The sequence below is a fragment of the Streptomyces sp. SCSIO 75703 genome, assembly GCF_036607905.1.
Lineage (GTDB): Bacteria > Actinomycetota > Actinomycetes > Streptomycetales > Streptomycetaceae > Streptomyces.
This window is the reverse complement of record NZ_CP144555.1, coordinates 1612533-1626122: the sequence shown is the minus strand read 5'-3', so window position 1 is coordinate 1626122 and position 13590 is coordinate 1612533. Positions and strand designations below refer to the sequence as shown.

Genomic DNA, 13590 nt, shown 5'->3' with positions numbered 1-13590 from the left:
GTGTTCACGCGGCCCCCGCGAGGACGACGGTCGGGGTTTTATCGGCAGAGTGGTCCGGCGTGTAGCGGCGGCGCACCGCCTTGAGGGCAATGGCAAGCGGCGGCAGGCCCACGGTTGACCTGCGTGCGTCGACGGACTCCGGCGCACGCAGCGGGCACAGCTCGATCCCGTCGGCGCTCAGCAGGAGCTGGGTGCCGTACTCCTGGTCTTGGCCGGTGTTGATGAGGGTGCGGTCGTGCAGGTGTGCCCAGTGGTGGACGAGCGCGTCACCGGCCTCGACCGCACGCCCGAGCAGGATGGTGGCGGCGCGCTGGAAGACGAGATCGTGGTCGCTGTGCAGGGCGATGCTCCAGGTGGCTCGGGCAGCAGCAGGGCCGACGAGGCGGTGGCCGGGCCACTCGTATTCGCCCAAGACGCGGCGCAGAAACCTGGTGTTGGCGTAGTCGGTGTGCCGACCACGGCCGAGTTGGACGCCGTCGAGCTGGTTGCGCACGCGTGTGGCCCGGTGCGCGGCCGATTCCGTGGCGCGGGCGATCAGCTCGCGGGCGATGTCGGGCCGCTGCGGCTTTTCGGTTGTCACGTGCTGCTCCCTTCTTCCGCGGCAAGACGGGGAGCTTGGGTTTGGCAGCTGATTAGTGTGCTGAGTCGGGGGCGGTGCTCGGCGGCCAGTTCGAGGCGGGCGACCCGGTCCCCCTCCCGTCCCGGACCGGAACCCCGCACGTCCCAGCCCATGTCCGTGAGCCGACGCAGCAGGGCGGCGATGGGTTCGGCTTGCAGGGTGTGGCGCGCCAGGATTTCGGCCCGTACGAGCGGGAGGCTCTGCCGGGCGGCGAAGTCGGAGGCCCACAGGGTGATCAGCCGGGTGATGTCGTCGGGCTGCTCGGGCAGGGTGTGGACGCGTCCCAGACGGAGGCAGGGGCCTTCGCCCCAGCTGAGGCCGGGGTCGCGCGCGGGGACCATGCAGGCGAGCAGCTTTCCGTCCTCGAACAGACCGGCCGACGTCGTGTGCGGGTCGCGGAACAGGGCCGGCACGTCGGCTTGGGCGGGCACGGGGAGACCGCGCAGGGTGAGCCAGCGCTGCCGGTCCTGCACGAGAGCAGCGGCTTCCTCGCGCTCGGCTTCCGTACGTAACCTGCGCACCGCGTACACGGCGCCCGGGTACTTCGCTGCGAACGAGGTGGAAGCCGGAGCCTCCTCGTTGGCCAGGGGGGTGGGGGGCCTTCTCACTGGCTCGCTCCGCTCCGCGCCGCCGGGTCGGTCGGCAGCAGCTTCCAGCCGTGGGCAAGGACCACCAGGTGGGTGGTGTCCCGCGCGCCCGTGTCGGCGAGGAGTTGGTCGAGTGCGGCGCGCTGGTCGGCGGGGGCGAGCTTGGCGGCGACGGCGATGTCACGGGGGTCGCTGTGCTCGGCGACGGCTCGGAGCAGCAGCCGCTGCTCCGGGGTGAGGGATGGCGCTGGCCGGTCCGCCGTGGGTGAGGCCACCTGCTGGGTGGTGAACAGGCGGTGCACGATCACCGGGGGCTTGCAGCGGGGCGGGCAGTGCAGGCTCTCACGGATGTCGCGCATGTACTGGCGGACGGTCACGGCCGACAGGCTGGTCTCTGCCGCAATCTCCTTGGCCGTGAGGCCGTTCGCGAGGTGCTGGGCGACGCGCTGCAGGGTCGGCGTCAGGGGCGTGATCGGTGCGCTGGTCGTCACGGGCGGGGTCACGGTGTCTCTCTCGGCTGAGTGGATGGTCACTGGGAGGGGTGCCGCCGGTCCCCGCGGGGGACGGGGGCCGGCGGCACGGGCCCGTGCGCGGCGGTGGGGAGTCACGGGGTGCCGCGCACGGGGGCTCATGCGGCGGTCGGGTCGGGTCGTGCCCAGGCGGCTTCGGCGGCGAGGCGTTCGGACCACTGGATGTGGTCCTCTGCGAAGGCGGCGTCGGCCAGGCGTATGCGCTGGACTTCGCCGGTTCCGGCCGGTGGGTAGGTGTGCTGGATGTCGCGCCACAGGCGCTGGACGATGTAGTCGCCATCGAGGGCGTTGGCGCCGTGCAGTTCCATGGCGTCCTGGGCGGACTGGACGGCCCACTGGTGGCCGAGGTATTTCGAGTTGATCAGGTCGGCGTCGCAGGGCAGGCCCTGGTCGAGGAGGTGCACGGCCTGGTAGGCGAGTATCCGGGCGGCGCGCAGGCGGGCTTCCATGCCGCCGACGCGGTCCCGCAGGACCGGCAGGTCGGACAGGGCGCCCTGGTAGCGGGGGCGGGTCTTGAGCCGGCTGGTGGTGGTGTCCACGACGGCTTCGTGGATGCCGAGGCTGACGGCGGCCAGGTTGGGGCGGCCGTAGAGGATGCTGCTGCTCTGGGCCACGGCCAGGCCCTGGCCGACCTCGCCGACCACGTTGTCCTCGGGGACGCGGACGTGGCCGAGGTCGAGGCGGCCGGCGGAGAAGCCATGCAGACCGAGCCCGGCACGGTGGTCGGAGACGGAAAGTCCGGGGCGGTCGGCTTCGACCATGAACGCGGTCAGCGCCTGTGAGGTGCTTACTCCCGGCTCGGCGGTGCGGGCGACGACGAGGTGGGCTCCGGCGAGGTGGCTGTTGCCGATATGGATCTTGCTGCCGGTGATCACCCATTGGTTGCCGATGTGTTCGGCGGTGGTTTCGATGCCGCCGATGTGTCCGCCGGCGAGCGGTTCGGTCACGGCGATCGACAGCAGCACGGACCCGTCCGCGACCCGGGGAAGCCAGTGGCCCTTCTGCTCGTAGGTGGCGAAGTGCAGCAGGGCGCCCACGGGGATGAGGGTGGCCTGGAGGATGGCCGCGGCAGCCGCCGAGACCCGCGCGATGCGGTGGACCAAGACGGTCCTGGCCACGTGTCCGGCGCCCAGCCCGCCGAAGACCGCCGGGACGGTGACGGCGAACCACCGCCGGGCGGCCATCAGGTCGGCGACCTTGCGCTCCACCCTCCGCGGAGCGGCCTCCATCCGCGCGGCGCGCGGCGCGACGTGCTCGGCCGCGAAGGCGTCCGCCTCCTGCCACAGCAGATCGTGGCGGGCGGTGAGGTAGGGACGCAGCGCCGGTGGCGGCGTGGTGGGTGTGGCGGACATGGTCTCCCTCTCCCTGGATGAAGGTCGCAACGCGTGGAGCGGCCGGGGAACGCCTACGGCTCCCGGGTGGGAAGTTGTGGAACGGCCTAGCGGACGGGGGCGCGGGCGATGTGGTCCATCACCTGTGCACTGGCGTTGATGACGATGTCCCGCAGACGACGTGCCTCAGCCAGGGGCCGCTTCTCGGGGTCGATCACACACACCGTGCCCAGCACCGTGCCGCTGTCGTGGATCAACGGAGCGCCGAAGTAGGAGCGGATTCCGACGGCGTCGACCACCGCGTTGCCGCTGAAGCGCGGGGACGCGTGCACGTCGTGCAGCGGGAGGGCCTTCTTGCGGGCCATGACCTCCGGGCACCAGCCGTGGTCCCGGCTCATGGTGCGGCCGACGATCACGAACCCGCTGTCCGCCGGCGGCTGGTGCAGCCCGACGAAAGTCTGCTCCTCCAGGAACAGGTTGACGAACCCGTACAAGAACCCGGCCTGTTCAGCCATGTTGCGGGTCAGGTCGTCGAAGTCCTCGTTGGCCACCGGGGGCACGCCCAGGCGGTTGAGTAGCTCGTAACGCTGAGCCAGTTCCAGCGACTGCTGAGGTCGCTGGCTGGTGAGGGCGGTGGCGGGCGGGGTGAACGGGCCACAGTTGGGGTCCCGCATGTCGCGCCGAGGCAAGGACCGGGCGGGCGGGGCAGTCTGCGGCGTGCGGTAGGGGTCGCTGGGGTGCTGTGACATCAGGCGTCCTGGAGGGTGGTAGAAGGGGTGTGCCCAGCGCGATTGGTGGTGGCGGCGCTGTTCACGGCGTGGTCGACGAGGGCCAGCAGAACACCGGCGACGTGATTCGGCTCGCGGGCGTCGCAGGTGACCACCGGCACGGCGGCGGGGAGTTCGAGAGCGGCCCGGACCTGCTCGGGGTGGTAGCGGTGTGCGCCGTCGAACTGGTTCACCGCGACGACGAAGGGCAGGCCGATGTCTTCGAAGAAGCTGACGGGCGTGAAGCTGCTCTCCAAGCGGCGGGTGTCGACTAGGACGACCGCGCCGACGGCGCCGCGGGAGAGGTCGTACCAGAGATCGACGAACCGGTCCTGGCCCGGCGTGCCGAACAGGAACAGCTCCAGAGGCATCGGCGCGTCGGGCAGGCTCAGTCGGCCGAAGTCGAAGGCGACCGTGGTGGTGGTCTTCGCTTCGATGCCCGCCAGACTGTCGACGTCTGCGCTCGCCTCGGTCAGGTACTCCTCCGTACTCAGCGGCGTGATCTCGCTGACGGCGCCCACGGCGGTGGTCTTGCCCGCGCCGAAACCGCCGGCGATCACGATCTTCAGTACGGTCGGCGCACCGGCCTGCGAGTGCGGCGAAACCGTGGTCGGGTCATCCGGCCTGGGGATAGGCGACGGCATCAGGCCACTTCCTCTTCAAGCCGGCGGAAACGGCTGCCAGCATTTGGATAGACGGACCGGACCCTGCGCCGGTATCGGCAGAGGACTGGGTCAGGGGGACGACGAGGGCGTCGGCGTCCAGGAGGTCGGAGACGAGCACTTTGACGGCGGTCACGGGCCGGCCGAGGCGGCCCGCCAGCTCGACCACCGACCGCCGGCGCTCCCGGCACAGGGCGAGAATCTCCTCGCACTCCTCGGCCTGCGCCGGGCCGGGCCGTCCCTGCCCGGCCTCCAGCACGGTTTCCAGACCGAGCAGGTGCCGCGGCTTGGTACGCCCGCGCGTCACGGCGTAGGTCCGCACGAACGCCGACTCCTCGGCCGCGCGGCCGTACGTGGTCACCGGACCTCTCCGCCCGTGCCAACGCGGACGGGGATCAGCATGTACGGGGCGAACTTCTGGACCAGGCGCCCCATCTCGAAGCCGACGGTGCCCACGTCGGCGTCCCTGGTGGCGATGACGGCGAGGATCGTGTCCACCTCACCGCGTTCGGCCCCGGGGTGGTTGTCGAAGGCCGCGCTGCGCCCGGCGCTCTGGACGAAGAACAGGCAGTCGTCTCGCTCGATGATGACCTGCCGGGCCGGCCTCTTCTTGTGGCTGGGGCCGGTGATGTTCGCCGCGAGGGAGGCGACCCCGCTGAAGGCGGCCGACAGTTCGTCCGCCCAGTCCTTGTCGACGTCGCTGTCCAGCAGCCGCAGTCCGTCGCGCGAGAGCAGGACGGCGTGCGTGACGCCCGGCGTCTCGGAGGCGAACTGACGCAGCAGCCAGGCCATGCTGTCCCGCTGTCCGCTTGTCGTCGCGGATGCGGGCGTGCCGTCGGTCACGTTGTTCATCGCGGGGTGGGTGCTCATGGGGATCGCTCCAGAAGGGGGAAGGGCCAGTGGGTGTACTGGGCCGCCGGGAACGCGGAAGAAGCGGGTCAGGGGGTGGGGTCTTCTGTCGAGGCGGGAGGGGGACTGGCGGTGCCGCCGGCCTGGAGGCCGCTGCGGAAGGCGGCTGCCAACCCGGGCGTCGCCGCGGACACGGGGGCTTGCTCCCGCTCCTGTGGCGGACGGAAAGGTTCCGACCGACGCGTGCGCGTGGGAAGAGCGGGCGCGTCGGCCGAATGACCCGCCGAGGTCGATGCCCCAGCGGCGCCGGGGCTTGCGACCTGCCCCACCCCTGGGGCGGCAGGAGCCGCGGCCACCTGATGCGGCTGCTGCCCGGACATGCGAGCTTCCTCGGGCTGCGGCGCACCCGCGTCCTCGACCGATGGAATGGCTACCAGGAGCCGTGCCGGTATGACGACCAGGGCGGTGGTGCCTCCCGTCGCGTTCTCCTGCAGGAGGACGGACAACCCGTGTGACTGGGCGATCTTCGCGGCGACCAGCAGGCCGAGCTGTCCAGCCCGGACCTGGCCGCTGACGTCGACCTCGTCCGGGGCTTTGAGCAGGTGGTTCATCTGTGCCCGCGTCTGCGGGTGCATGGGGATGGCGCGGTCCTCGACCTCGATGGCCAGCCCGTGTGGCACCCGCTGCGCGCGCACCATCACCCGCGTCTCTGGATCCGAGCACTCGCAGGCGTTCTCGATCAGCTCGGCCAGCAGGTGCGTCAGGTCCGGCCCCACATGGCCGGGCAACCCCAGCTCGGCGCCCACGGATCCGGCCGCGACGGCCACCCGCGGATACTGCACGACCTCGGAGACAGCGCCACGCAGGGCCGTCGTGACGGGAACGGGCCGGCGCACGCTGCGCAGGGACTGTCCGCCCAGGACCGCCGTGCTCTCGACCTGGCGGCGCATCCGCGTCACGAGGTGATCGATCTCGAAGATCTTGGCCAGCAGTTCCGGGTCGTCGGTCAGCATCTCCAGCTGGCTCAGTGCCTGGAGTGCCTTGCTGACCAGGGCGTGCTCGCGCATGGCCAGGCGGCGAAGCACTTCGAGGAGGACCACGGACTGGGACTCGTCGTGCACGCGGATCAGCGACATGATGGCCTGCGCCTGGAGGGCACTCAGCGCGTTGTCGATCCCGGCGTTCGCAGTGGGCGACTGCGCGGTGTGCGGGTCCGGCAACGCTGGACGTTTTCCGCGGCACAGCTCGTCCGCCGACCACTGCACCGACTTCTCAACGGCTGCCGCTGCCCCTGTGACCGTTGTCAGCGCTGCTGCCTGGGACTCCTCCACTGACGACTGCACGGCACTGGCGACGGTGCGTGTTCCGTGTGCCGCCACCGCGACGATCGCCGCCAGTCCGCAGACCAGGCCGGCCAGGACCCAGCCGGGGCCTACGACGGACCCCGACCGGAGAGCGAAGGCGGCGAGCAGCAGCGCGGCTAGGAGTGCCAGGGGCAGTGCCACGGCGCGACGGGCGAGGTACAGCGTGTTCGCGTCGACCGGGGGCAGCCGTCTGCGGTGGCCGGTCGCGGCCGGCCGTGCCGGGAAGGCGCTGTCAGGCATGGGAATCCTCGTCAGGGGGTGGGGTGGCTATGCGTGCTGCGGCGTCAGGTCTGCGGTGGGCTGGCGCGTGCTGCGGGAGGTTGAGCGGGGTGCTGGAACCGCGAGCGCGGCGTGGCGGGGGGAGGACTGCGTCGCCATCTGTTGAAGGAGCAGGGCGCTTTGGATCAGGCCCATGTGGCTGAACGCCTGCGGGAAGTTGCCGAGTTGGCGCTGCTGGACGGGGTCGTACTCCTCCGCCAGGAGCCCGAGGTCGTTGCGCAGAGCCAGGAGGCGTTCGAACAAGGCACGGGCCTCGTCGGGGCGGCCGGTCAGGGCGAGGCCGTCGACGAGCCAGAAGTTGCACAGGAAGAAGGCGCCCTCGTCGCCGGTCAAGCCGTCCACCCCGACGTCCTCACCGCAGGTCGGGTACCGGTACACGAGCCCGTCTTCCGTAGAGAGTTCACGACGGACCGCATCCACGGTGCCGATGACGCGCGGGTCGTCGGGCGGCAGAAAGCCGGTGCGGGGGATGAGCAGCGTGGCAGCGTCCAGCTCCTGCGAGCCGTAGGACTGGGTGAAGGTATTGCGCACCGGGTCGAAGCCCTTGTCACAGACCTCCCGGTGGATCGTCGCCCGCAGCTCGACCAGCGGGGCCACGTCCATGTCGAGCGCGCCGGCCTCGGCCAGGCGGATGGTGCGGTCGACCGCCACCCAGGCCATCACCTTGGAATGAACGAAGTGCCGGCGGGCCCCGCGGATCTCCCAGATTCCCTCGTCGGGCTCCCGCCAGCGCTGGACCAGGTGCTCGATGAGCCGCTGGTGCAGGACCGCGGTGTCGGCGCAGTGGGCGACTCCGCTCTGGTGCGCGAGGTACAGGGTGTCGATCACCTCGCCGTACACATCCAACTGCAGCTGGTCCGCAGCCCCGTTCCCGACCCGGACCGGAGTCGATCCCTCGTACCCGGGAAGCCAGGGAAGCTCCCGCTCCCGCAGATCACGCTCCCCGGTGATCCCGTACATGATCTGCAGGTTCTCCGGGTCGCCGGCCACGGCCCGCAACAGCCAGCGCCGCCATGCCTGTGCCTCCTGCCGGTATCCGGTCCCCAGCAGCGCGGCAAGCGTCGTGGCGGCGTCGCGTAGCCAGGTGAAGCGGTAGTCCCAGTTCCGGTCGCCGCCGATCTCCTCGGGAAGCGACGTGGTCGGCGCCGCGACGATCCCGCCGCTCGGCCCGTAGGTCATGGCCTTCAGCGTGATCGAGGACCGGACCACGGCCTCGTGATAGGGCCCGTCGTAGGTGCACTCCTGCGTCCAGTCCTGCCAGAAAGCGAGCGTCTCGGCGAGGGCGGTCTCAGGGGCAGCAATGTCAGGGGCGGCTGCATGCGACGGGCACCAGCTGAGCACGAACGCCACACTCTGGTCGGCGGCGATGGTGAAGGCGCTGACGACGACGCCGTCCTTCTCCACCTGCGGGACGCAGGTGTCGAGCCACAGAGCGTCCGCGCCGGCCTCCGCGACCATGCGCCCACCGACCTCGTGGATCCACGGGCTGACGCTGCCGTACCCCGGCCGAGGACGCATGGCCGAGACCATCTCCACTTCGCCAGTCAGGCCCTCAGCGATCCGGATCACCTGCGGGGCCCCGTCGCGCGGCGGCATGAAATCCAGGACCCGGACCGAACCAGTCGGGGTACGCCACAGTGATTCGAGAACGAGCGAGTCACCGCGGTACCGGCGCTCAGCCACTCTTCCGGAGCCGGACCAGCCTGCGGACGAGGCCGGGGCGATCTGCCAGGTGCCGTGCTTCTGTGTGCCGAGCAGACCGGCAAACACGGCCGGTGAGTCGAAGCGGGGCAGGCACAGCCAGTCGATCGTGCCGTCGTCGCAGACGTGGGCGCTGGTCTGCGTGTCGCCGATCAGGCCGTACTGCTCGATACGCGGAAGGCGTTTCATCGTGTGTGGATCTCCGTTAAGCCCCGCTGGTCTGGGGGTGTTATCGGGGCCGCCGAAGCGGCCGGGGACAGGCCGGGAGTCAAGGAGTCAGCGCTCAGCGCGGGGACGCAGGCTCGCTCGGAGGTGGTGTAGAGGCCCTGTCTGCGGGATCGAGGCCAGTCGCACGAGTGCCTTGGCACACCAGCCACGCCATCGCGACGAGGATCAGTCCGATGAGGAGCGCTCCGGTAGGGTCATGTCCGGGGCACCGAAGCGGCCCACACCAGGCAGGTGAGGGCGACGGCGAAGATCGCACCACGCAGCACGTTGATCTGCGGCGTCCATCGAGTCAACCTCCGTGCCGGTCGACTCGCTCCGACGTGGTCCAGCCGGATCTTCGCGATGAGTTCCTGCGTGGCCTCGGCGAGTCTGACGAGGTGCACCCGGCTGGGCAGATAGCCCTCCGGGAGCCCGACCGAGCAGAGTTGCTGCGCACGGAGCAAGGCCGGCTCCTGCGAAGGCATCAGGGTTCCGAGCTGGTTGACGTGCCCTCGCAGCCGCAGGACGAGGTCCTCCACATCGGCGGCGGTCTCGGGCACCGGGGAGTCCTCGCCCAGCACGAGCGTCACCGTCTCCGTCGCGGACACCGCTTGGTCACGCCCGGCACCTGGATCACCGAGACTCCGGCCCTGACCACTGCGCTGGCAGAACGCCCGGCGAGGGGCCAGCGAGAGACGCATGACACAACTCCTATGTGAATCAAGCCAAATTGAGTGAGAGACGCCGTGCACCACAGTCGGTCGGCGTGCATGGTGAGTGATCCGGCCGCTACGTTGAGCGAACCGCGAATCCCCGCTGGGGGGTATGCCTGTGCGGCCCGCAAGGCCGTCAAAGGCGTCAAAGATCATTTCGGACCCGAGGGGCAGCCCATGGCCCGTGAGCGAAACGTCGCCCTCGCCGCACTCCTGCGCGAAGCGGGCTGGTCCCAGCCCCAAGCAGCCGCCGCGGTCACTCGTGTCGCCGCGGAGAGCGGTGCTCGCGAATTGGAGGCCATCTCGCGCTCGCACATCGCCATGTGGGTCCAGGGCACCAAGCCCAGCGGGCGAGCGCCTCATATCCTGCGTGAGACGCTGTCCCGCAGGCTCAGTCGCCCCCTCACCCTCGCTGACCTCGGGCTGGAAGACGGGCCGACAGGCTCGCCCGACAGCAGTTCCGACTGGAGCGTCGACCCTCTGACCGTGCTGGCCGAGCTGGGAAGCGACGACCTGGACATGCACCGACGCAAGCTGCTGGCGACCGCCGCGTACTCGGCCGCCGGCCTCACTCTGCCCGCGAGTTCGTGGTGGACAACCGCCCCAGCCGCTGCAGCATCGCGCCCAGCAGTCTCCCCACGGCTGGTGACCCAGGCCGACATCGATGACGTCCGCAACCTGACAGCCTTCTACTCCGCACGGGACCAGCAGCGTGGTGGAGCCTCTGGGCGCTCGGCTCTGGCCGGTCACCTTCGCGACGAAGCGGTGCCCCTGCTGGGCAGCAGGTTTCGAACGGAACGGCACCGACGGGACACGTACTCGGCCGTGGCAGAGATGACCTACATCGCCGGCTGGATGGCGTTCGACGCCTCGGAGCACCGCACCGCCCAGCGCTACCTCACCCTCGCCGCCCGCATAGCGGCCGAAGCCGGCGACGGACCGCTGGGCGGCCACATCCTGCGCGCCCTCGCCCACCAGGCAGTCGACCTCGGACACCCACGAAGGGCCCTCGACCTGGCCGATGCCTCCATGGCCCGCACTCACTACGGCCAGGCCAGCTCGCGCGAGAAGGCCCTGCTCTCCATCGTCCACGCCCGTGCCCTGGCCGCCGACGGCGCCAGGCCCGGCACCCTCGCGGCCATCAGCCGAGCAGAGCGGGACCTCGCCCGCGCCGACGACGAGGACGCCCCCGACCGCGTCGGCTTCTTCCAGGAAGCCTCTCTCGCCCACGAAACTGCCTGCGCCCTGCGCGACCTGGGCAACCCCGTCGAGGCGGAGATCCATTTCCAGCGCAGCGTCCGCACCCGCCGCCGGCAGCAGTACGCCCGCACCCACAGCGTGACACTCGGCTACCTGGGCGCCGTCCAGGTCCAGCAAGGACGTCTCGACGAGGCGTGCAGTACCTGGGGACAAGCCCTCGATGCCATGGTCGGCGTCCAGTCCGGCCGCGCTCGCGACGTCATCGTCCGCATGCAGAGCGACCTGTCGCCCGTCCGGCAACGCGGAGGCCGCCACGTGGCCGAACTGGACCGCCGGGCACGGGAAATGCTGCGCGCCATAGGCTGACCACACGGAAGATCCGCGGCTGCAGCTGGCGGCTGCTGAACACGCGACTCCAGGAGAGAGGAACGAGCGCCGATGGCAACGTACGAGGTCGAATCGATCGCAACGGTCGTCGGGGGCCACACCCGCGTCCAGGACGACTACCAAGGCGGGGTCGAATCGATCATCCGACTGAACGACGCCTTCCCGCTCGAAACGCTGCAGGGCATCGAGAAGTTCTCCCACCTCACGGTGACCTGGCGCTTCCACTTGGCGCGTCCCGAAGACGTGCAGCTCCACGCGCGGAGCCCACGGGGAAACCCGATCTGGCCGGCGACCGGCACGTTCGTCCACCGCAACCACCGGCGCCCCAACCAACTGGCGATCAGTTACCCGCGACTGCTCAAGGCGGACGGCCGGGACCTCGTCGTCACCGACCTGGATGCTGTTGACGGCACTCCCGTCCTCGACATAGCGCCGTACTTCGCACAGATGGGGCCCCGAGGCCCGGTTCATCAGCCAGCCTGGCCAGCCGAGATGCTTGCCACCTACTGGCTGGACGCCTCGGAGCGCCCATAAGTCGGCCTGCCGTGGCGATTTGTCGCTCGCAGCAGCGCTCATGAGGGCCCCGCCCGCAGAGATGAGAGGGGTGCACCAAGTAGTCGGCTGGTCTCGCTGACACTCCACTCTCAGGACATGGCTTCGATCAAAGCCTCCGGCCGGTACCGACAGAACGGACCAGGCGGCTGTGCGAGCGCCGCGGCTGCGGAGGTTCACGACGTAGTCCCATCACCGGGGACGTCCAGCTCCATCCAGACCGTCTTGCCCCCGCCCGGACCAGGATGGACTCCCCAGCAGGTGGCCAACGCGTCGACCAGGAGCAGGCCCCGGCCTCCCTCACGCTCGTCGCTCGGTGGGCTCTGGAACGGCCGTCTGCCGGAGGGGTCCTGCACTTCGACCCGGAGACGTCCGCTGGAGTGGGTGACCTTCACCGTGAACGCCTTCGCCGCCTGATGGCGGCACCCGTGAATCACTGCATTTGCCATCAGCTCATGGGCTCCCAGAGCAACAGCGTCCGCGATGGCCGCCAGTCCCGTCAGCACCATCAACTCGTGAAGCTCGCGCCGGCCCCGCGAGATCGCTGCCACCTCCGCCGGGTACACCGCCACAATTTCGAAGGCACGCCTCCGATCCGAGATCGGCACGGTTTCGACCGGGGCACTGGGATGGGGACCAACGAGACTCTGAACCGCCACGTCAAGGACTTCGTCCGGCCGCTGAAGAGCGGCGTCGGAGGAATGCACGTTCATCAGCTCCCCTTCTCGGTCCCGACAAGGGACAAATACGGTCACCATCTGTGCTTGAAGGCGTTTCCCTATCGGCGCCGGGTGAGCTAATGCGACGTCGAAAGCCACGTTGCCTTCCTCCGGGCGGTTTTGGACTGATCAAGGCGGCCGGGGACTGTGCCTGCGGCGAGACCGTGTCGTACGGGTCGCTCCGCGGCAGCGTTCGGCCGCTAGGTGTCGGCGGGCCCGTTCGTCACGGCGCGGGGCAGTGGGTCTGGAACGGGAAGCCCGGGGGTATCGGGGTGCGGGGGTCGCCCAGGGCGCGCAGACACACGCGGTCGCCGTAGAAGCCGGTGCGGGCGTGGAGCCAGCGGCTGTTGTCGATCAGGTAGCCCTGGCCGACGTCGAGAGTGATGCGTTGTTGGAGCGCTTCGATCGCCGTGCGGAGGTGGGGCAGGTGCGGGGTGAGGAGAGGGCTGAACGCGGCGAGGGCATCCTGGCGCAGGCGGATGGAGACCCGCTTGCCTCGGTGACGGGTGAAGATCTGAGAGGGGTGTCCGCCGCCGTCGCCGTAGTAGGCGGTACCAGGCAGGGCCAGCATCTCCAGGGCCCGGGGCGCGTGTTCCAGGAGGAGGGCGTGCAGGGCGCGGCCGTCGGTCAGGAGCACGTCCCCACCAGAGGCGGCGGGCTGCTGGCAGACCAGGAGCATCAGGCGAGGCGGACGGGGGAGGCTGGAGCGCTCGGTGTGCGCGAGGAGTTCTCCAGTGCCCAGCCCCGCTAGCCCGGGGCGGCGGGAGGCGGCGCCTCTGTCACGAATGGTGGTCAACCGATCCGAGTCGCTGTCCGGGTGCGGCACCAGCGTCATCACCTGCCGGGCGAAGGCGAGAACTGCGGCCCGGGTGTTCAGACCGTCGACGGTGGCGATTCCCCGAGTCCGCAGGAGTTCCATCACGGTGGTGGTTCGGTCGAAACCGCTGATGAGGGGCGCGGCGTGTGCCTCGAACAGGGTGAGCGATCGGGTCTTCATCGACGTGCTCCTCTGAAATCGGGCTGGACGTCCAGCGTCCGGACGAACGGCGGGCGGCGTAAAGCGACAAACTGTCGATCCGGACAAAGGCGGCAAGCCCGGCTCCGTCTTGCAGACGGGTGCTAC

Annotated in this window: 15 protein-coding genes; 2 read left to right on the top strand and 13 right to left on the bottom strand. The window is 70.1% G+C overall.

Going from position 1 to position 13590, the window contains the following annotated elements:
* Positions 1-4: 4 nt before the first annotated feature.
* The 11 genes from VM636_RS06890 to VM636_RS06840 all read right to left on the bottom strand — a co-directional run bounded on the left by VM636_RS06890 (position 5) and on the right by VM636_RS06840 (position 9486).
* The gene (locus VM636_RS06890; RefSeq protein ID WP_338483905.1) at positions 5-580 is read right to left on the bottom strand and encodes a DUF6624 domain-containing protein; all 576 of its coding nucleotides are present in this window, start codon (positions 578-580) and stop codon (positions 5-7) included.
* On the bottom strand, positions 577-1227 hold the full coding sequence (locus tag VM636_RS06885) for a hypothetical protein (protein ID WP_338483903.1): 651 nt from the start codon (positions 1225-1227) through the stop codon (positions 577-579). Before VM636_RS06885 ends, VM636_RS06890 begins: the two co-directional genes overlap by 4 nt.
* Positions 1224-1697, bottom strand: coding sequence for a LuxR C-terminal-related transcriptional regulator (locus VM636_RS06880; protein ID WP_338483901.1), 474 nt, complete (start codon positions 1695-1697; stop codon positions 1224-1226). Before VM636_RS06880 ends, VM636_RS06885 begins: the two co-directional genes overlap by 4 nt.
* Positions 1698-1834: 137 nt before the next feature.
* Entirely contained in the window at positions 1835-3088 is a 1254-nt protein-coding gene (locus VM636_RS06875) for an acyl-CoA dehydrogenase (RefSeq protein WP_053912449.1), read from the bottom strand.
* An 86-nt stretch (positions 3089-3174) separates the two neighbouring features.
* On the bottom strand, positions 3175-3816 hold the full coding sequence (locus VM636_RS06870; RefSeq protein WP_053912450.1) for a GAF domain-containing protein: 642 nt from the start codon (positions 3814-3816) through the stop codon (positions 3175-3177).
* The gene (locus VM636_RS06865; protein ID WP_338483896.1) at positions 3816-4478 is read right to left on the bottom strand and encodes an ATP/GTP-binding protein; all 663 of its coding nucleotides are present in this window, start codon (positions 4476-4478) and stop codon (positions 3816-3818) included. The genes VM636_RS06870 and VM636_RS06865 overlap by 1 nt, the downstream gene beginning before the upstream one ends.
* On the bottom strand, positions 4450-4857 hold the full coding sequence (locus VM636_RS06860) for a DUF742 domain-containing protein (protein ID WP_053912452.1): 408 nt from the start codon (positions 4855-4857) through the stop codon (positions 4450-4452). Before VM636_RS06860 ends, VM636_RS06865 begins: the two co-directional genes overlap by 29 nt.
* Positions 4854-5366 (bottom strand): roadblock/LC7 domain-containing protein, encoded by a 513-nt coding sequence (locus tag VM636_RS06855; protein WP_338483892.1) that lies wholly within the window; start codon positions 5364-5366, stop codon positions 4854-4856. Before VM636_RS06855 ends, VM636_RS06860 begins: the two co-directional genes overlap by 4 nt.
* Positions 5367-5434: 68 nt before the next feature.
* Positions 5435-6949 (bottom strand): ATP-binding protein, encoded by a 1515-nt coding sequence (locus tag VM636_RS06850; RefSeq protein ID WP_338483890.1) that lies wholly within the window; start codon positions 6947-6949, stop codon positions 5435-5437.
* 27 nt (positions 6950-6976) lie between these two features.
* Complete coding sequence (locus VM636_RS06845) at positions 6977-8878, bottom strand: glycoside hydrolase family 15 protein (protein ID WP_338483888.1); 1902 nt, start codon at positions 8876-8878, stop codon at positions 6977-6979.
* Between the two features lie 233 nt (positions 8879-9111).
* Positions 9112-9486, bottom strand: a complete 375-nt coding sequence (locus VM636_RS06840; RefSeq protein WP_338483886.1) for a DUF6415 family natural product biosynthesis protein — start codon at positions 9484-9486, stop codon at positions 9112-9114.
* A 300-nt stretch (positions 9487-9786) separates the two neighbouring features.
* Here VM636_RS06840 and VM636_RS06835 point away from each other — a divergent pair, with 300 nt between their 5' ends.
* Entirely contained in the window at positions 9787-11175 is a 1389-nt protein-coding gene (locus VM636_RS06835; protein WP_338483884.1) for a Tat pathway signal protein, read from the top strand.
* 72 nt (positions 11176-11247) lie between these two features.
* Positions 11248-11730, top strand: coding sequence for an SAM-dependent methyltransferase (locus VM636_RS06830; protein ID WP_338483882.1), 483 nt, complete (start codon positions 11248-11250; stop codon positions 11728-11730).
* Between the two features lie 194 nt (positions 11731-11924).
* Here VM636_RS06830 and VM636_RS06825 read toward each other — a convergent pair whose 3' ends face one another.
* Positions 11925-12566 carry an ATP-binding protein gene (locus VM636_RS06825; protein WP_338483880.1) on the bottom strand — a complete coding sequence of 214 codons (642 nt, stop codon included), beginning with the start codon at positions 12564-12566 and terminating at the stop codon, positions 11925-11927.
* A gap of 124 nt (positions 12567-12690) precedes the next feature.
* Positions 12691-13464 carry a TauD/TfdA family dioxygenase gene (locus VM636_RS06820; RefSeq protein ID WP_338483878.1) on the bottom strand — a complete coding sequence of 258 codons (774 nt, stop codon included), beginning with the start codon at positions 13462-13464 and terminating at the stop codon, positions 12691-12693.
* Positions 13465-13590 lie beyond the last annotated feature (126 nt).